This is a genomic window from Pseudomonas tructae, assembly GCF_004214895.1.
Taxonomy (GTDB): Bacteria; Pseudomonadota; Gammaproteobacteria; order Pseudomonadales; family Pseudomonadaceae; genus Aquipseudomonas; species Aquipseudomonas tructae.
The window spans coordinates 3,409,123-3,429,645 of the sequence record NZ_CP035952.1; the positions used below are offsets into that span (position 1 = coordinate 3,409,123).

The 20,523-nt window shown below is 62.0% G+C and carries 9 protein-coding genes; 5 read left to right on the forward strand and 4 right to left on the reverse strand.

The genetic code is table 11. From position 1 onward, the window contains the following. Positions 1–5 precede the first annotated feature (5 nt). Positions 6–2,306, reverse strand: coding sequence for a fatty acid cis/trans isomerase (locus EXN22_RS15360; protein ID WP_130264865.1), 2,301 nt, complete (start codon positions 2,304–2,306; stop codon positions 6–8). Positions 2,307–2,462: 156 nt separating this feature from the next. Between EXN22_RS15360 and metH the strand changes: the two genes are divergently transcribed. Then, on the forward strand, positions 2,463–6,170 hold the full coding sequence (gene metH / locus EXN22_RS15365) for a methionine synthase (protein ID WP_130264866.1): 3,708 nt from the start codon (positions 2,463–2,465) through the stop codon (positions 6,168–6,170). A gap of 74 nt (positions 6,171–6,244) precedes the next feature. On the opposite strand, the gene EXN22_RS15370 is transcribed toward metH, so the two are convergent. After that, complete coding sequence (locus EXN22_RS15370) at positions 6,245–7,009, reverse strand: N-acetylmuramoyl-L-alanine amidase (protein ID WP_130264867.1); 765 nt, start codon at positions 7,007–7,009, stop codon at positions 6,245–6,247. 174 nt (positions 7,010–7,183) lie between these two features. Here EXN22_RS15370 and EXN22_RS15375 point away from each other — a divergent pair, with 174 nt between their 5' ends. Next, positions 7,184–7,402 carry a DUF2970 domain-containing protein gene (locus EXN22_RS15375; protein WP_130264868.1) on the forward strand — a complete coding sequence of 73 codons (219 nt, stop codon included), beginning with the start codon at positions 7,184–7,186 and terminating at the stop codon, positions 7,400–7,402. 264 nt (positions 7,403–7,666) lie between these two features. Here EXN22_RS15375 and EXN22_RS15380 read toward each other — a convergent pair whose 3' ends face one another. Further along, positions 7,667–11,731, reverse strand: a complete 4,065-nt coding sequence (locus EXN22_RS15380) for an NEL-type E3 ubiquitin ligase domain-containing protein (RefSeq protein ID WP_130264869.1) — start codon at positions 11,729–11,731, stop codon at positions 7,667–7,669. A gap of 72 nt (positions 11,732–11,803) precedes the next feature. Next, entirely contained in the window at positions 11,804–12,886 is a 1,083-nt protein-coding gene (locus tag EXN22_RS15385; protein ID WP_130264870.1) for an ABC transporter substrate-binding protein, read from the reverse strand. Between the two features lie 217 nt (positions 12,887–13,103). Here EXN22_RS15385 and EXN22_RS15390 point away from each other — a divergent pair, with 217 nt between their 5' ends. The 3 genes from EXN22_RS15390 to EXN22_RS15400 all read left to right on the forward strand — a co-directional run bounded on the left by EXN22_RS15390 (position 13,104) and on the right by EXN22_RS15400 (position 20,462). Then, positions 13,104–14,756 (forward strand): nitrite/sulfite reductase, encoded by a 1,653-nt coding sequence (locus EXN22_RS15390; protein WP_130264871.1) that lies wholly within the window; start codon positions 13,104–13,106, stop codon positions 14,754–14,756. Beyond that, complete coding sequence (locus tag EXN22_RS15395; protein ID WP_130264872.1) at positions 14,740–15,234, forward strand: DUF934 domain-containing protein; 495 nt, start codon at positions 14,740–14,742, stop codon at positions 15,232–15,234. Before EXN22_RS15390 ends, EXN22_RS15395 begins: the two co-directional genes overlap by 17 nt. 80 nt (positions 15,235–15,314) lie before the next feature. Then, on the forward strand, positions 15,315–20,462 hold the full coding sequence (locus EXN22_RS15400; RefSeq protein ID WP_165392217.1) for a dermonecrotic toxin domain-containing protein: 5,148 nt from the start codon (positions 15,315–15,317) through the stop codon (positions 20,460–20,462). Positions 20,463–20,523: the final 61 nt, after the last annotated feature.

Genomic DNA, 20,523 nt, shown 5'->3' on the forward strand with positions numbered 1-20,523 from the left:
GTTTCTCAAAGGTTCTCGTAGCGGTTCATGTCGAGCACTCCCGACTCCAGCGGCTCGGTCTCCTTGATGTAGCTGTTGAGGTCGTGGAAGTACTGCCAGAACTGTGGGTGGCTACGGCGCACACCCCAACGCATGACGATGCGCTCGAATTTCACCGTGTCGTCACGGGCCGCTTCCAGGTCTTCGACGAACTCCGGCACATCGCTGGCCGGCACGTTGAACATGAAGTTGGGGTAGCTGCTGAGCACCCCCGGTACCAGGGTCAGGGTGTCCAGGCCCGGCTGGTAGCGATAGGCCTCGCCGAGCATGAAGGCAACGTTGCTGTGGGCGCGGTTGCGCAGCAGGCTGTAGACCTGGCGCTGGCCGCCCTGCCCTTCGATGCGCAGCAAGGTTGCTTCGGGCAGTTGGCCGATCACTTTCAGGCCTGCGGCCGGGCGCGAGACCAGGCGGCTGAGCGACTGCTCGACGTCCCGGAACTCCTCGCTCATCTGCGGCCGAGAGCAAAAGGCACCCTGGCAGCGGTTGATCGGGTCTGGCGCGGCATTGAGGCTGCCGGTGCGCTGGATCAGCTTGAGGCCAAAATCACGCTTGGGGTCGCGTGGGTCCAGCTTCAACGCACTCGGGGTGTCGGTGTCGATGTCCTCGTAGTCCATCCACATCTTCACCTTGCCACTGTTCTGGTACCAGTCGCTGAGGATTGCACCACGGGCATCGGCCGGCATCAGGCGCAGGAAGTTGACCTCGGCGCCGTTGCGGATCAGGTCGAAGTACAACCGCGTCTGCGCCTGGTGCGAAACGTTGCCGTAAACGTCGAAGTTGACCGCCAGCTGGTAGTAGGTGCGTTCGAACAGGGGATAGTCGAACAGCCACAGGGTCTTGGGCACATCGCCAATCAGGCCCTTGGTCACCGAGGCGCTGTCGAAGTGGCGGAAGATGGTCAGCAGCGCGTTGTCGTTGCCGGCCCAGAGGGTCGACCAGCTCGGCGGCGGGACTTCGGCGTAGGCATCGCGACGCAGTTTTTCGTATTCGTTGCGCTTGTCGCGGTAGGCATGCCAGAGGCTCAGGATGCTGCCGACGTCGTCGATCTGCCCGGGCATGGCCAGCAACGGCGTGGCCTGGCCGCGGTACTCGGCATCGGTCAGGTAGCGGTCGTGGGCCGGTTCCTGGAACAGCGTCCAGAAGTTGTCGCGGATCACGTCAGTGGCGATCTGGCCACGGCACACCGGGCCACGGATGAAGGTGCGCACGAAGTATTCGGCGTTATCGAGCATGAACTGGTAACGGGCCAGCGCGGGGATCGCTTCGAAGGTCTCGAAGGGGTTGGCTCGGTGGCGCGGGCCGTAGCCGGGCAATGCATTGGCGTGCCAGTCGCCGCTATAGAACAGCTGCTTGACGCGCTTGAGCTTCTGCGGGCCCATCGGGTAGGTGATGTGGGTTTTATGCACGATCACGCCCTGCACCGGCATCAGCCGGTAATAGAAGTCGGTACCTGGCGGGTCGTTGGGCCGGCGCGTGGCGATCAGGTCGATCGGCTGGCCGCTTGGCGTGCGCGAACGCACCCACTGAAAGAAGTGCCCCTGCTCGCCGCCGACAAAATGAATGTGGGCGAGGAACAGGTGTTCGTACAGCCAACGGCCCACCAGCGCTTCGGTCGAGCCCGGACGGTTGAGCAGCGCTTCCCAATCGGCGATCTGCGCCGCCTCCCTGGCGCTGGGCTGAATCGGGTTGTGCTCCACCGGCGCCCCGGCGGCCAACCAGCGTTGCAGGGTCTGGTACTGGGCATCGGTGAGGCCGGTGACCGCCAGTGGCATGCCCTCTTTGGGGTGCGCGCCGGCATAGGCGTCGAACTCGCCAGGCAGCGGGCACAGGTTGTTGCGGTTCAGGCCCAGGACGATCTCTTCTGGCAATTTGGCGTTGGGTGTCAGCGGGGTCTTGTGCCCCAGTTCGAGCATCCGCGCCATCAGCGCGGCCTGGCTGCCCTGGTTGTCGAGCACCGAGTAGAAGCCCTTGTGCTGCCAGCCCTGGGTGCTGTTAGCGTCGTAAAACAGCCGCGTCGGCGCCACCGCCTTACTGCGCTCGCCCTGGTACACCGGCACTTTCGAAGCACCGCGCGCGGCGCCCTCGGCACTGCCCAGGTTCAGTTGGCAGGCCGCATCGTTGCAGGCGTGGCAGGCCACGCATTTCTCGGTAAAGATCGGTTGGATGTCCCGGGTATACGAAATAGCCGAGCTCTGTTGAGGGGCTTGCCCCAACGCCACGCCGCTGATGAACAGAGCGAAAGCGCCGGCAAGTAAGCGATGCACCATGTGCCGAATGTCCTGGGTATTGATAGCTTCACGATTCTACCGGTGCTGACGGCGTGCCAACATGAATGAAATTCATGTAAATCTTCAACACGTCTAAAAACCGCGCAGCTTTGTTATTATTCCGCAACTTTTGTATTTGCCCGACCAGGTAGTCCTATGTCTGACCGCAGCGCTCGTTTCCAAGCACTTCAGCAAGCACTCAAAGAGCGCATTCTGATTCTCGATGGCGGCATGGGTACTATGATCCAAAGCTACCGCCTCGAGGAACACGACTATCGTGGCACGCGCTTCGCCGATTGGCCAAGCGATGTCAAAGGCAACAACGACCTGTTGCTGCTGTCGCGTCCCGACGTCATTGCCGCGATCGAGAAAGCCTACCTGGACGCTGGCGCCGACATTCTGGAAACCAACACCTTCAACGCCACGCAGATTTCCCAGGCCGACTACGGCATGCAATCGCTGGCATACGAGCTGAACGTGCAAGGCGCACGGGTTGCCCGCCAGGTGGCCGACGCCAAGACCCTGGAGACCCCGGACAAGCCGCGTTTCGTCGCCGGCGTGCTCGGCCCGACCAGCCGCACCTGCTCGATTTCCCCTGACGTCAATGACCCAGGCTACCGCAACGTCACTTTCGATCTGTTGGTAGAAAACTACATCGAGGCCACCCGTGGTCTGATCGAGGGTGGCGCCGACCTGATCCTGATCGAGACCATCTTCGACACCCTCAACGCCAAGGCGGCAATCTTCGCCGTGCAGCAGGTGTTCGAGGAGGACGGCGTCGAACTGCCGATCATGATTTCCGGGACCATCACCGACGCCTCCGGCCGCACCTTGTCCGGGCAGACCACCGAAGCCTTCTGGAACTCGGTGCGCCATGCCAAGCCGATCTCGGTGGGCCTGAACTGCGCCCTGGGTGCCAAGGACCTGCGCCCTTACCTCGAAGAACTGTCGACCAAGGCCGGCACCCATGTCTCGGCGCACCCCAACGCCGGCCTGCCGAACGCCTTCGGTGAGTACGACGAGACTCCGGCCGAAATGGCCGCGGTGGTCGAAGAGTTCGCGGCCAGCGGCTTTCTGAACATCATCGGCGGTTGCTGTGGCACCACCCCGGGGCATATCCAGGCGATTGCCGAGGCAGTAGCCAAGTACCCGCCACGGGCCATCCCGGACATTCCCAAGGCCTGCCGGTTGTCGGGCCTTGAGCCATTCACCATTGACCGCAACTCGTTGTTCGTCAACGTCGGTGAGCGCACCAACATTACCGGTTCTGCCAAGTTCGCCCGGCTGATCCGCGAAGAGAACTACACCGAAGCCCTGGAAGTCGCCCTGCAGCAGGTCGAGGCCGGCGCCCAGGTGATCGACATCAACATGGACGAAGGGATGCTCGATTCCCAGGCGGCCATGGTCAAGTTCCTCAACCTGATCGCCGGTGAGCCGGACATCTCTCGCGTGCCGATCATGATCGACTCCTCCAAGTGGGAAGTGATCGAAGCGGGTCTCAAATGCATCCAGGGCAAGGGCATCGTCAACTCGATCTCGATGAAGGAAGGCGTCGAGGCCTTCAAGCATCACGCCAAGCTGTGCAAGCGCTACGGCGCCGCCGTGGTGGTCATGGCCTTCGACGAGGTCGGCCAGGCCGACACCGCCGCGCGCAAGCGCGAGATCTGTCAGCGCAGCTACGACATTCTGGTCAATGAAGTGGGCTTCCCGCCCGAAGACATCATCTTCGACCCGAACATCTTCGCCGTCGCCACCGGCATCGAGGAGCACAACAACTACGCGGTCGACTTCATCGAAGCCTGCGCCTACATCCGCGATCACCTGCCCTACGCCCTGAGCTCGGGCGGGGTGTCCAACGTGTCATTCTCGTTCCGCGGCAACAACCCGGTGCGCGAGGCGATCCACTCGGTGTTCCTCTACCACGCGATCCAGAATGGCCTGACCATGGGTATCGTCAACGCCGGCCAGCTGGAGATCTACGACGAGATCCCGCAAGCCCTGCGCGAGAAGGTCGAGGACGTGGTGCTCAACCGCACCCCCGAAGGCACCGACGCCCTGCTGGCGATCGCCGACGATTACAAAGGCGGTGGCGCGGTCAAGGAAGTCGAGAACGAAGAGTGGCGCTCGCTGCCGGTTGGCAAACGCCTGGAACACGCGCTGGTCAAGGGCATCACGGCCTTTATCGTCGAAGACACCGAAGAATGCCGCCAGCAGTGCGCACGCCCGATCGAGGTCATCGAAGGCCCGTTGATGAGCGGCATGAACGTGGTCGGCGACCTGTTTGGCGCGGGCAAGATGTTCCTGCCCCAGGTGGTGAAATCGGCGCGGGTCATGAAGCAGGCGGTGGCCCACCTGATCCCCTTCATCGAACTGGAAAAAGGCGACAAGCCCGAAGCCAAGGGCAAGATCCTCATGGCCACGGTCAAGGGTGACGTGCACGACATCGGCAAGAACATCGTCGGCGTGGTGCTCGGATGCAACGGTTATGACATCGTCGACCTCGGCGTCATGGTGCCGGCCGAGAAGATCCTGCAGACCGCCCGCGAACAGAAGTGCGACATCATCGGCCTGTCCGGGCTGATCACCCCGTCGCTGGACGAGATGGTCCATGTGGCCCGCGAAATGCAGCGCCAGGACTTCCACCTGCCGTTGATGATCGGCGGCGCCACCACCTCCAAGGCCCACACGGCGGTGAAGATCGAGCCCAAGTACAGCAACGATGCGGTGATCTACGTCACCGACGCCTCGCGTGCGGTGGGAGTCGCCACCCAGTTGCTGTCCAAGGAACTCAAGCCCGGATTCGTCGAAAAAACCCGCCTGGACTACATCGAAGTACGCGAGCGCACCGCCAACCGCAGCGCCCGCACCGAACGCCTGAGCTACGCCCAGGCGATTGCCGCCAAGCCGCAGTACGACTGGGCCGGTTATCAGCCGGTGGTGCCAGGCTTCACCGGCGTCAAAGTGCTGGAAGACATCGACCTTAAGGTACTGGCCCAGTACATCGACTGGACGCCGTTCTTCATCTCCTGGGACCTGGCCGGCAAGTACCCGCGCATCCTCACCGACGAAGTGGTCGGCGAAGCGGCCACTGCGCTGTTCAAGGACGCGCAGGAAATGCTCGCCAAGCTGATCGACGAGAAGCTGATCAGCGCCCGCGCGGTGTTCGGCTTCTGGCCGGCCAACCAGGTCAACCATGATGACATCGACGTCTATGGCGCCGACGGCCAGCCGCTGGCGCAACTGCACCACCTGCGCCAGCAGACCATCAAGCCGGACAACAAGCCGAACTTCTCCCTGGCCGACTTCGTCGCGCCCAAGGAAACTGGCATCACAGACTATGTCGGTGGCTTCATCACCACCGCCGGCATCGGCGCCGAGGAAGTGGCCAAGGCCTACCAGGACAAGGGCGATGATTACAACTCGATCATGGTCAAGGCCCTCGCCGACCGTCTGGCTGAGGCTTGCGCCGAGTGGCTGCACGAGCAGGTGCGCAAAGACTACTGGGGTTACGCCAAGGACGAGCACCTGGACAACGAGGCGCTGATCAAGGAGCAGTACTCGGGCATCCGCCCTGCCCCGGGGTACCCGGCCTGCCCGGACCATACCGAAAAAGAAACCCTGTTCCGCCTGCTCGATGGCACAGCCATCGGCGAAACCGGGCCCAGCGGCGTGTTCCTCACCGAGCACTTCGCCATGTTCCCGGCGGCGGCGGTCAGCGGCTGGTACTTCGCCCACCCGCAGGCGCAGTACTTTGCCGTGGGTAAGGTCGACAAGGACCAGGTACAGAGCTATACCGAGCGCAAAGGCCAGGACCTGAGCGTGAGCGAACGCTGGCTGGCGCCCAACCTGGGCTATGACAACTGACCCCCTGAGAGGGGAGTAGCTAAAGTGGGTGGGAGCGGCGGTGCGGCGGTCCGACTTGCCCCGCCCCCACCGGATCAGCAGTACTTGTCTACCAGTGCGTACAGGATCGCTGCCGTTTCAGCGTCCAGCACTCCGTCATAGGAGGATGGCCGAAAGTGCATCTGCAAGGCCCTGAGCAGATTGCGCAGCCCCATTTCGCTTGACGCAAGGCACGTGTCATAGCCGTACTGTTCCAGCTTCGCCACGACGTCCTGGCGCGCTGGCAAGTCCTGGCTGAAGGTTGCAAGGTAGCGCGCCTTGGTACTGTCGTCGTACCAGGCACCGATACCCGCCTTGTACAGGGTTTGCCAAGGAAACGCGGGGCCGGGGTCACTTTTGCGGCCTGGGGCAATGTCTGCGTGGCCGACTATCTGCGTAGGCCCCATGTCCGGATAGCGCTGGATAATGCTCAGGGCCAGGGCAATGACGGCATCGATCTGTTCGGGATGGTACGGCGCGAAGACGATCCCCGTGGGGGTGTCCCTGGCCTGGTTGACGATTTCTATGCCAATCGAGGTGTCGTTCAAACTGCTACGTTTCGCCCAGGCACTTTCCCCCGCGTGCCAGGCGCGCTCCTGTTCATCGACCAGGTTGAAGACTCGCAGCTCATTGAAGCCTGCTGCACGGTAGCTGCTGTCGGTGGGGTCGGGAATGAGGTAGTGGGCACTGGCCTCGCCGGCGCCTGCGAGCGAGGCGACGGAGCTGGCGAAATTGGCTGCGGTGTAATGGATGACCAGTGTGCGCACCCGTCGGCTGAATCCCTTGACGGCGCGATAGCTGTTGTAGTCGATCTTGTACATGACCAGGCTCCTTGGGTGATGGGCACAGTACATCGCAGCCTCAGCCTGTCGGTCAGCCTGTTCGTTCTTGAGTCGACGCCGTACTTTTTGACTTTCCGTGCAGGAAACTTCAACCCCGGCAGTTTCTGACAAAGGGTATACACTCAAGGCTACAGTGCCTTTCAGGAGCCCCTCATGGACGAACCCGCCCAAGGCAAACCCCCGACCTTCTGGCAGATGCTGCAAAGCATTCTGGCGGCGGCGTTCGGGGTGCAGAGCGGCAAGAACCGCGCCCGCGACTTCACCTACGGTAAGGCCAGCCATTTCATCGCGCTGGGCACCGTATTCACCTTGATCTTCATTCTGGTACTGGTCGGGCTGGTGCAACTGGCCATGCACCTTAGTGCCCGCTGAAATGCAGTCCGCCCGCAGATATCCCTTCTGCGGGCGGTTCACGGTTACCCATCGCGTGATGTCACTGGTGGCTGACCCAGTACACGGCGGTCACAACTACCAGGATGATCAGACAGAGTATCGCCCAGGCATCGACACTGCTGTCATTCTTACCCGCTTTGGTCGAGTTTCCCATTGCATCGCCTCTTGTAGTGGTTATGGGAATGCACTGCACCCTGAGCAGTTAAGTTCAGCAATGCCCATTCCTCAAGTGGGGATTTACCCTCAACCCCGCTTCGACCGCCCCAAGTAACGCGTCAGGGCTTCTCGGCTCAGGCGCAACATCAGTTGCTGGGTTTGTGCGTGCTGTTGCTGGTACAGCCGGTTCAGTTCGCGGGCAAACTCCACAGGGTTGATCCTGCCACTGTGCAAGTGCTGCTCCAGTGTCTTGCGCTGCAGGGCGGCCTGGTGCTCGACGCGCTGCAGGTCTCTAGGATAGGTACGGCGCAGATGCTCACGCCAGAACGGCCGCTCGTTCAGCGAAGCGGCCAAACGCTCGCCCTGCTCGGCAACCAGGACCTGGGTACGGGCAATGACCAGTTGCAAGGAGGTTACCTCGGCAACCTCCTGCGCAGGCACATCGATCAATGAAACCGGCAATTCCAGGGTCGTAGCCAAGCGCGTGCGATACGCCTGGCGTATGGCGGCGGCATTGAATGCCTGGCCTGCTTGCTCACGCTCGAGGATGTCGCGCTCGACAATGCGGTCCAGCTCCCCCAGGCGAAATAGTGACCGGCCGAGTCGGACCAGCTCGGTTTCGGCAATCTCGCCCTGGCGCTCACCGACTGCCGCCGTCGCCAGCACCTGCACTTCCAGCCAGTCAAAACGCGAAATCGTGGCGCGTCCTCGGCAGCGGGCGGCAAGATCGAAGACCGCAGCACGCAACTGGGCATGTTGCTCACAGCTCTCGACCATGCGCCAGACCCGGCGAGCGAGCCAGGCGCGCCGCGCTGCATACTCCTCAGTGCCACGCAGGTCGGACAGCAGTTGAACAAAGTCCTCGGCATGGGCTTGCTCTGCCACATTATCCCATTGCGCCTGGCGTCGGCCCTGATGGGCCTGGTCGACCTGCTGCAACCATGCTTCCCTGGCCGTGGCCCGGCTGGGGCCAGGTTGTGGCGCTTGCTCCTGCGAAGTGCCAGCAGGTTGTACTTGTACCGGTGCCAGATCACCAGGAAAAGCACCGGCCAACTTGGCTTGACTCTCTTCAGAGAGCAGATTGCCCGATAGATTGACCTCGCTCAGGTGTGGCAGGTGCCAGATATCGGTAGGCACCTCCGTCAGCAGGTTGTCGCCGAGGTCTACCCTGCGCACGTTCGGGAAGCAGGACAAAAAGGTATCCGGCACGTCCCGCAGGCCCATGTTGCGCAAACTCAGCGAGGTGACATGACCGAACACCTGATGCAGTGGCAACATCGGCAGGCTGCCGACAGACTCATCACTGATAGCCACCGCGTAACCCCCTCGCCACCTGAGCAGCCCGCTGCCGACCGCCTCTATCATCGCATCGGCCACTCGCTGGCGACTGGCAATCTGTGCCGCACCCTCGCCCTGGGGTACCCAGTCCAGCAGAGTACGCCTGAGCGCCGCCAGTTGCGGCTGACGCAAGAGGTGCGTCCAGACGTCCACGCCCGAGCGCACCAGCTTGTCAATGTACTCATCGACCTCTGCCTCGGTGAAGTCTGGAAAGTTGTTGCGCACCGCATCCTTTACCCATTCATGCTCCCATGCCCCCGCACCGCCCAGCGGATAGCCCAGGCGACCGTCAGCCAAGCGCATGGGCGGCTGGAAGCCGCCGCGCAGAGGTACCAGGCCAATCAGCTCGGCGCTCGTTTCACGCTGCCCGGCTGCATCCACGGCCAGCACATGTGCCAACTCCCGGGCCGTCAATGTGCTGTTACCCAGCGCCGTCTTTTGCCCGTCGTCCAGCAGCAGCAACATAGCTTCGAACAGGCTGTTGTCCGCACGTGCCGACGACAGGACCTCGCCGCTGGCATCCACCGCCAGGTAGCCCTGCGCGCCCCTGGACAACCCCTTGCTTGCACTCACGCCCTTCGCCCCCCGGCGCGCGATGATCGCATCTGCCAGGGAAGTGTCTCGCACCTCCACAACAACCTGGCGCGGCCAGGGCGCGAGCTTGTCGATCAACCCCAGCGCCAGCCTGACGGTGTCATCATTGACCGCCGCGGCTTGCTCAAAGCCGGCACACGCCCGGTCCAGTCGGCCTTCACGCAGCAACCAGCGGGCCTGCTCGGCCAGCGCCAGGGGCACCTTGCCGGCGCTCAGCGCTGAACGTTCGCTGCTGTCGGCCAACCCTGCCAAATGGTTCGCAGCGCGCCCCGAAAGCCCCGCAAAGTGCCGACGCAATAACTGGCTGGCAGCATCGCCCTCTGCCTGCAACGCCCCATAGCGTTGCTCGAACGGTTCTGCACTGATCTGCTCATGCAAGCGGTAGCGATCCAGGGCATCGCCCAGGCGCGAGGGTGCCGGCGCATTTTCCAGGTGCAATTGGCGCAGCCGAGCTTCGTCCAGGCCTGTGATCCGCAACAGGATTTGCGCCAGCGCATCCGGTACCTTGCGCCATTCGCGACCGAAGCGGCGCAGCAGCAAGCCCTGCCCCTGCCAGCGGCGAGGTTGCTCGAGCCGGTGCCGCCAGCCGCCTTCGCCATTGTGCGTGAGTTGCGGCTTGTAGCGCCCCGCCGCACGCGGATGGCAGATCCGCCAGGCACCAGCTTCGTGCTCCACACGATAGCGGCGATCCGTCATCCGTAGCGAATGCTGCCCCTGATGCTCGACGATTTCCCCTTCCACCCCGCCAGGATCATCAAACGCATAGGCCGCGAGGCCTGGATCGCACAGCCGCATCTGATCATCGGCACGTCGGATCGGCTGCAGGCCATCGACAAAGCCCGAACGCTTGAACAGTTTGCCAACCAGCACACCGCCGACAGCGACGGTGCCGGCAAACGCCACTGTCTCAGCCACACTGAACAGATGTTCCAATGCGCCTTCACGATCGCCCAGCTTCCAGTCCTCGTAGCCTTCGTATACGTCATTGGCCAGTTCCAGGGCGGCCAGGCCCAACATGACCAGGTTCAAGCCCGGGGAAAAAAATGCCGCCAGGTTGAGCAGGTCGACGCCAATCTGTTCATAGCCTTTCAAGCGTGCCGCCCGGGCCGTGCGATCGGCCTGGGCGGTAGAGATGGCCAGGACGCTGGCGTCATCGATGATCTTGTTGATCCGCGAGGTGCCCAGGTTGGCGATCAACACCTGCCCCAGTACAGCATTGCGCCCATCCAGCTCTATCGGGCCATCCGCACCCCCGCCAGCCAGCAGACGTTTGACCTTGGCACTGAACTCGACACGGTCCCGTTCAGCGATAAAGCGCTGAAAGTAAGCCAGATAGCCAGGCTGGCGAAAGCGCCGACCCAGCGCTTGGTAAAAGGCCGGCCAGTCGGCGAAACGCCGCACCGCACCGCCAGGATCGCCAGGCAAATAGCTGATCACCCCTGCCACGGCTGCGCCAGGCGAGCTGTCGGCGCGCACCTCGGCAATCGCGCTGCCGATGATCTGTTTGCCCAACAGGCGCAGTTGCTGAAACACAACCGGCCTGCGGTCACTGGGCACTAGCGCCGGCGATATGACCGGCAACAGTTGAAAGTAACTGTCTTCGTCGATTTCATCCTTGAGCCGTGCCATCCGCACAGCCACGGCCATGTCTGAGCGCAACGACGCTTCGAACAAGCCCTGGGCCTGCGCCTTGGCCGGCTTGGCGCTCAGTTGCGCGGCAACCAGGTTCTGATACTGCTGGCCAAGGTCCAGCGTGCGACAGAGCTGGGCAAATGCACTGGGGGCAAGCTCCAGGCGCACGCCGGACTCATCATACAAGTGGCTCTGATCGGTAAAGCTGCCGGCCTGGACTTCACTGTCGTCAAAATTGTGCAAGGCCGCCGCCAGCAGGCTCTGGGTGAAGCTGTGGGTGGCCTCCTGGATGAACTGCAGGCCGGTATTGACCCGCGTTCGCCAGACCACCTCGATGGTGGCACGTTGTACGTCCAACTGCCGTCCGGTGGCAGTGAACAGCGCCTGGGCCAACAACGGCGCGGCAAAGCTGTCCAGCGGCGTGATGGCTGCAAGCAGCGGAGCCAGGGCATGGCGGTCGCGTTGCTGGCGCCGCAGGCTGTCGTGGAAAAGCGTCAGTCGATCGGGGCTGGCCTGCACAAGCCAGGAAGGCAACTGCCGGGCAATCAGTGCATCAACATGATCGCTCGGGCTCAATGCTGTTTTCATACGGGGGTACCTGCGGATGAGAAAGCGCTAGAACACCAGCCTTCCCTGCCCAGCAGGCAGTAGATAGTTAACTCAGTAGTCCACAGGCGCCTGCAGAAATGGGTACTGGTAGCCGCCGCGCTTGCCCTGGGCGCTGAAACGGTGAAAGTCCATGCCATAGCCCGGCACGGCCTGCAACCTGAGCCAGCGCTGCGCCTTGGCAGGATCGATCAGTTGCAACACCGGCGCCTGGAAATCGCGGCGGCCATCGGCGCTGAACGGCAGCTTCATCGCATCGTCATGCAACAGCACCATGGCCCAGCCACCCAGACTGAAATGCCCCCCCATCAAAACGCTCAAGCGCCCTTCAACCCGAGCTTTCAAGGCCTCTGGTGAACTGTTGACCGCACTGAACAGGACATCCTGCCCCGGCACGTAGCCGGCTTCGGCAAACGCCTGCATGGCGCCGAAAGCCATTTCATCATTGGCGGACCAGACCAGGCGGATGTGACGATACCGCTGCAACAACTGCCGGGCCTGCTCGTAGGCCCGGTCCCGGCGCCAGCCGCCATACACCACCTGGCGCAAGCGCACCTGCGGATGCTCGGCCAGGGCCCGGCGCATGCCCTGCTCACGCAAGCGCGCCGCCGGGGTGGTACTGATGCCGGAAAATGCCAGCAACTCGACCGGCTGACCGCTCGCCGACGCCGGCAACTGCACAAGCAACTGCTTGAGCATCTGGTAACCGGCCTGCTCGTCGTTGCTGGTCAGGGTGCCGAGCAACGGCGGGTACTTTTGCGGATGGCCCTGGATCAACTCGGTCTGGCTCGGGGTCAGGCCGTTGTTGACCAGAAACAGCTTGACCCCGCTGCCTTGCGACAGGTGGATGATCTGCGGCGCCACATACTGCTCGTTGACCAGCACCAGGTAGTCCGGACGCTCGGGGCCACTGAGGACTTGCCGCGCCTGGGTCAGGGCCAGGTCACTGCGCCGCTCGCTGTACTTGACGGTCAGTTGCATGCCCAGGCCCTGGGCTGCGGCCTGCATGAACCGCGAGTAATCGACCCAGAAGGTCTCGTCGGAATAGCCCGGGTTGAGAAATACCACTGACGCAGCCTGGGCGCTTGCCACCAGTGGCAGACTCAAGCACAGGCTTTGGCACAAGGCCTTGAGCATGCCGCGGTTCTCCTGCCGATCAAACCGCCAATCATACCCCGTCCCAAGGCGCATCAGGCCAAATGCCAGTCAATCTCACTTAGTCCAAATGGTTCTTTTCATATGCAAAAACATCACTTTTGCGCATAAACGCAAACTGCTATCTTTCCTTCGCTCCGCATCGGAGTGCGCGGCCGTGCGCGCGATTAGCTGCAAGCAGCTTGAGAACAGGACCCCTATGTACGTATACGACGAGTACGATCAGCGGATCATCGAGGACCGCGTCAAGCAGTTCCGTGATCAGACCCGCCGCTACCTGGCCGGTGAACTGAGCGAAGAAGAGTTCCGCCCCCTGCGCCTGCAAAATGGCCTGTATATTCAACGTTTTGCCCCGATGTTGCGGGTCGCCGTGCCCTATGGCCAGCTGACCTCGCGCCAGACACGGATGCTGGCGAAGATCGCGCGCGACTACGACAAGGGTTACGCCCACATCAGTACCCGGCAGAACGTGCAGTACAACTGGCCAGCCCTGGAAGACATCCCGCAGATCCTCGCAGAACTCGCCACGGTGCAGATGCACGCGATCCAGACCAGCGGCAACTGCCTGCGCAACGTCACCACCGACCAGTTCGCAGGCGTTGCGGCCGATGAAGTGATCGACCCGCGCCCGTGGTGCGAGATCGTTCGCCAGTGGACCACCTTCCACCCCGAATTCGCCTACCTGCCGCGCAAGTTCAAGATCGCCATCAATGGCTCGAGCAGCGACCGCGCGGCCATCGAAGTGCACGATATCGGCCTGGAGCCGGTGTACAACGAAGCCGGCGAGCTGGGCTTTCGTGTTCTGGTCGGCGGCGGCCTGGGCCGTACCCCGGTGGTCGGTGCCTTCATCAACGAATTCCTGCCCTGGCAAGACCTGCTCAGCTACCTCGACGCAATCTTGCGGGTGTACAACCGCTATGGCCGTCGTGACAACAAGTACAAGGCGCGGATCAAGATCCTGGTCAAGGCGCTCACCCCAGAGGTGTTTGCCGAGAAGGTCGAGGCCGAAATGGTCTACCTGCGCGGCGGCAGCAGCACCCTGACCGAAGCCGAAGTACACCGGGTGGCCAAGCACTTCGTCGACCCGGCCTACAAGGCCCTGGACAACTTCGACTTCAGCGAACTGGAACAGCAGCACCCAGGCTTTGCCCGCTGGCGCACGCGCAACGTGCTGGCGCACAAAAAGCCCGGCTATGTGGCCGTGACCCTGTCGCTCAAACCTACTGGCGTTGCGCCAGGCGACCTGACCGACAAGCAACTGGACACCGTTGCCGACCTTGCCGAACGCTACAGCTTCGGCCAGCTGCGCACCTCCCACGAACAGAACATCATCCTCGCCGACGTCGAGCAGGGCCAGTTGCATGCCCTGTGGCTGGAACTGCGCGAGAATGGCCTGGCGACGCCGAACATCGGCCTGCTGACCGACATCATCTGCTGCCCGGGCGGTGACTTCTGCTCCCTGGCCAACGCCAAGTCGATTCCGATCGCCGAGTCCATCCAGCGCCGTTTTGACGACCTGGACTACCTGTTCGACATCGGTGAACTGGACCTGAACATCTCCGGTTGCATGAACGCCTGCGGTCACCACCATGTCGGCCATATCGGCATCCTCGGGGTGGACAAGAAAGGTGAAGAGTTCTACCAGGTGTCCCTGGGTGGCAGCGCCAGCCGCGATGCCAGCCTGGGCAAGATCCTCGGCCCGTCCTTTGCCCAGGACGCCATGCCGGATGTGATCGCCAAGCTGATCGACGTCTACGTGGAACAACGCACCGAAGACGAGCGCTTCATCGACACCTACCAGCGTATTGGCATCGACCCATTCAAGGAACGCGTCTATGCAGCGAATCATTAAGAACAACCAGATCGTCGACGAAACCTGGCACTTGTTGCCCAAGGACTTCAGCATCGACGAAGTGACCAACTGCGACGACTACATCGTGCCGCTGCAGCTGTGGCGTGAACACGGCCATATGCTCAAGGCCCGAGATGGCGGCCTGGGCGTCTGGCTGGACGCCGACGAGGAAGCCGAAGAGATCGGCGAGGTCGCCAACCAGTTCCAGGTCATCGCCCTGAACTTCCCGGCCTTCACCGACGGACGCAACTACTCCAATGCGCGCCTGCTGCGTGATCGCTACAAGTTCAATGGTGAACTGCGCGCCATTGGCGACGTATTGCGTGACCAGCTGTTCTACATGAAGCGCTGCGGCTTCGATGCCTTCGCCCTGCGTGCCGACAAGGACCCGGTCGAAGCCTTGCAAAGCCTGCAGGACTTCTCGGTGACCTACCAGGCCGCCACCGACGAGCCACAACCGCTGTTCCGTCGGCGCTGACACGCTGCGATAACTAATTAGCACCTGGCGCCCCCTCGCCAGACATGAAATGGGTACCTCATTTCCATGAGGTACCCAACATGCCCGCCACCAGCCCCCTGTTTCATCAAGCCCACCTAACCCGGTCAATTCCCGAACACGCTCGCCACCTCTCGGCAAAAGATGCCCACACGGTACTGCGCAGCTTGCGAGCTGAGTATCTGGACGAGAACGGCACATTCCAGCCGTGGTTCGTGACTGCTGATGCGTCGGCAAAAAGCGCATTGAAGGACGCGATCAACCAACGCAACCACTATCGCAAGGCGCTCGCCCAGGCACTGTACGGCTTCAAAGGCATCACCGAGTTCTGCATGCCGCTTGTGCAAGCTGCAGTAGGCAAGGCCGCCAAGGTGACCGAGGGTACTTTTGTGTACCGACTCTATGGCTTGGGAGGTACACCAAGAGGAACCAAATTCACATTAAGTCTACTGCAAGCGGCCTTGCACAACTTTACCGCCGAAGAAGACTTCGGCCCCTTCAGCAGAGTACAAGCGGGCCCGCAGGATCCAACGCCCTTGACCGGATTCACCCCGCAAAGCTATGCACAAAAGTGCAGGCAACTGGATGTCGGCAAAGCCTATCAGGGTCATCTGCAAAGTGTATTCGACAGCAAAACCAACGGTGTGAAATCCGCCTGGATCAACGCCCATCGCAGCGAATTGCGTGTCCAGGCGTGGATCGCCAGCATGCGCAAGGAAATATCAGCCCAAGGCTTGGCAATGCTGCTGGCGCTGACCTCCGCGGCCGAAACCCCGCTGACCTATGGTGGGCGCCCTGCCGTGTGCCGCCAGCTCAAGCTGTTTGGAAATCCGGTGCACAGCGTGCTGTTGATTGGCCCAATCGATGCCGATCAGATCAACCCTTGTGTGGTCTACATCCCCGGAGCGCCGATATTTGCCTTGAAGGAATACAGCTCGCTGCAGGCGTTCAAGCAGACGTTTCAGGTCAATCTGCTGATTCCCGAGTATCGACACTTCTTTCTCGGCTTCTTCGTGCAGCGTTTGCAACCGCGCATGCAAAAACAATTGAAAGATGCCGTGCTCCAAAAGCTATACGATGGCGAGATCCCCTTCGAGAAAGCCAGGACCTCGGTGCATCTTCCGCTGGAGGAAGTAGCGTTTCTGCAATCATCGCCTTGGCGCTCGTTGCATGATCGCTTCGTCACCAAGCTCAAGGCCGACGCCCGCGTGCTAGCCATACCGACTGCAGATGTCGACGATGAAGTCAGACGCGAACGCATTGAATTCTGGCTCGGCCTGGGTCTGGACGCGCTCAATGTCGTCGCCATGTTCGTCCCTGCGCTGGGCACGGTGATGATGCCTGTGTTCGCCGCGCAATTGATGAGCAGTGCTTTTCACGGCATCGAGGAATGGGAAGCAGGTGACACCTGCGCAGCCCTTGAGGAGTTTCTGTCAGTTGCGAGCACTCTTCTGATAGCCGCCGGGGTAGCCGTTGCGGGGTCAGGCTTGCATGAACCTGCGTTTTCCGACGGCATGCTGGAGATTGAGCTGGACAATGGCCAACGCCGACTCTGGCGTCCGGACCTGAAGGGTTACGAGCACGATGTGACGTTGACGGGCACACGCCCCAACGAACTGGGTCAGTACACCCTCCAAGATCAACGCTATCTGCAACTTGAAGGCAAGACCTACGCCATCTTCCAGGACGAAAAGCTGCAGTGGCGCATCCGTCACCCCACAGACCCCGAAGCCTACTCGCCCAAGCTCTATCATAACCAGGCCGGCGCCTGGCAAATGGAGGGCGAACACCCCCTGCAGTGGAACCGCTCACGCCTGCTGCGGCGCCTGGGCCCGGTCGCTGCGGACCTGAGCGATACCGAACGCCTCAAGGCCCTGGAGATAAGCGGGGTGCAAGAGGACGCATTACGCAAAACCCAAGTCGACCACACTCCGCCCCCGGCCATGCTGATGGACAGCCTCAAACGCATCCACACCGACAATCAGATCGAGGCCATGATCACCCAGACCCGCCACGGCACGCCCATGCAGTTTCGCAACGAGTTTCCTGCGGCCCTGCTGGTCGAGCTGGAAGGTTGGCCATCGGGGGGAAGACTCGAGGTTTACCGTGGCCCTGAGCTTTGGGGCGACTACGTGAGTTACGGCCACGCGCACGGGCTTGCCAGGCGCCCGGTGAAAATTCTCGCTGCTGACGTTCACCGAGGTGCGTTGGCGCCTGCCGTGCTGTCTGAACTGGATGAGCAGGCGATTGAGGACCTGGTCGGCAGGCAGGTGCCCCGTCAAGAGCGCGTGCAGGCACTTCAGACTAAACTGGCAAAGCACATCGACACTCAGCGCAGCCGCGTGTTCGACGCCCTTTACCCAGGAACCGGCGCCCTGACAGATAGCTGGGCCACGGCATTGAAGAAATCCTGGCCGACACTACCCGATGAGGTCGCCCGGGAAATAACCGCCAGCCCGGGTGCCACCATCGTCGAGCGCACTCAGTTGGAGGACGGCCGCATACCGCTGCGCATGGCTGAAGAAGCTCGGCGTTTGCAGGCCAACCTGCGATTGAACCGGGCCATCGAAGGCTTGTACCGCCCCTCGCTTGCCAGCATTGACAGCGATCGCCTGGCCGTGGGACTGCTAGGGAAGTTGCGCGGATGGACGGGCAAGATTCGCCTGGAACTGCGCGAGCCAGCCACGGGCAAGCTACTGGCGAGTTCCGGCGGGACCGCAGCTGAGCTCAGGTCCGTGCGATATGGGCAGATGCGTTACATCATTGAAGACGCCAACGGCAACGAACTGGCAACCGGCACGGACCTCTCGGCCCAGCTGCTCAAGGCCCTGCCCGAATCGGAACGAACTGCACTGGGCTACCCGCTCGGCACAACGGGGCCATTACGCGAGGCACTGTTCAACCAGGCCATAAACGACCGCGCAGGCAGTGGTCGACTGCTCGGCCAGCAATCTCCCAGAACAGGCTTTCGCTCGCCCATGCACCTGGCCGATGGCCGGCTTGGCTATCCCCTGAGCGGCAGGCCTGGCTCAACGATCGGCCAGGCATCGGCCGATAGCCGCCTGGCCGAGCTCTATCCAAGCTTGAGCGAGCCCCAGAGGCTGGACATTCGCAACCAGTTGCAGGCCAGTGGTGACCTGGGCCAGGCAGTACAGCGCCTGGAACATGAGTTTCGCGAGTTGGACAACACCTTGCGTACCTGGGTCGATAGCTCCAGTACGCCTTTTATGCGTTTCTCCCGGGAAGAGATCCGTTCACAATTGCGCAACGCTTGGCGCCAGGAAGGCGGCGCCGAACGCGACACCTTGAGAATCAACAGTTGGCGGCTTTCCGAGCTGCCCGCACTCAACGCCCGATTCCCGCACATTACCGACCTGACACTCGACCCGATATCCTCCCAGGCGCCCGCAGAGTTCCTGCAGTGTTTTCCCAACCTTGAAGGCCTCAAATTATGCCTTACTCAGCCGTCCCCCACGCCAGTGCCTTCGCTGACGCAACACACTCGACTACGAACGTTGACCTTGGAAGGCCTGGAAATTGAAAACGCCGATGCCGTCGTCGATGCGCTTATCCCCCCGGCTGGCGAGCAGAGCAGCCACCCACTCCTGGGGCTGGACCTGGGACATAACAGGATCAGTACTTTGTCTGATCGATTCCTCGCGGCGTTCCCGCAGTTGCTCGACTTGAACCTGTCAAGAAACCAGTTGACACTTACCCCCCAGGAGATCACGGGCCTGTCCAGGCTGAACCTTGACACGCTTAACCTGAGTCTGAACCCCATTCGCTTCGATGCGGCTCGCGCCGATGCCATGAGCGGTTTGAGCCGGCTGCGCAACCTGCACCTGGACCACGCCAGATTCGAGGCACTTCCCGATTTCTCCCAAATGCCGCTGCTCGCTCGCCTGACGCTGTCACGCTGCGCAATCGAGCAATGGCCTGCAAGCCTGACCGCTGCCCTGCGCGTTGAGGACGCCCCAATGCGGAACATCGATCTGTCCAACAACGCCATCAGCGCCGTGCCAGACCTGAGCGACACCCCGCTCGGACGCTGGTCGAATAACGCAGGCAGAGGACGCCGCCAACTGGACCTGCGCAACAATCCGCTCGATGCCGCCAGCCGGGAGCGATTGGCACACATCGATGTCGCCATCGTCACATACGCTCAACAGCCCCCACAACCTCTCCGGGCACCGACGCCGGAAGCGTTCTGGACCCGCGACGCACCAGCAACCAGAACGGCCAACTGGCAGACACTGTTTGAGTCGGGCAGTAACACCAACCTCAACAACGTGCTCGAGCGCCTTCGCGACGCGCGCGAGGCTTCGGTTGACCGCAAACGCTTGAGTGCCCGGGTCTGGCACGTGCTCGACAGGGTCAGCGCGGACAACGAGCTGCGCAACACCGTAGAGGCCCTCGCCGAGGAATTCCCCGTTACCTGCGGGGACGCCGGCGCAGATGCCTTCAGCGCCGTGGAAGTCGCCATTCAGGCCCATGATGCTTACCTCGACGCACCGCTGAGCGACGCCAGCGGTTTGCAGAATCTCTACCGCAGGTTGTACCGACGCCACCTGGTGGAGCAGATCGCCGAACGCATCACCGTTGGCCGCTTGGCCAGGCGATCAGCACTGACCCAGCGACTCACCGAATTGCCTGCGCTAGACCCTGTCGACCCCATCACCGATAGCGAACTGAGCCAATATGGTGTCGACGATATCGAAATTCGCCTGGCATTGCGCCAACGCCTGGCGACAAGGTTCGAATATGACGAGCCCAGCCGCGGCATGCTGTACGAAAACATTGCCCAGTTGTCAGCCGAAGCCGAAAACAATGTGCTCACCGAGGCCAAGCGACTGGAAACGGATACATCACGACGTATCAATTGGCTGATTGGCCAACCCAGCTGGCTACGCTACTTGCGTGAACGCTATGCGCAGGCGTTCGACACCTTCAACGAACAATGGGCACAAGGATCGGGTTATCTGGAGTACCGTCTGGGCGAGGAAACCGCAGCGCCCCTGCTTGCGCCCCCGGTGCGCACGGTGCTCGATCAGGCCCTGCCCGCGCTGGCCACAGATGAACAAGGTGGCCTTGTGCGGCTGACTGATCAGCAATACGCGCACGCCTACAAAGCCTTGCAGGTGGCCCGTGAAACGGCAGAAGCGCAACTGCTGCAAGAGCTCACCACAGGCCTGGAGGACACGCCTGCCTGATGTCGCACCCAAGCGCCACTGACGAAAAATGCCCCGACCTGCCTTGGCAATCGGGGCATCT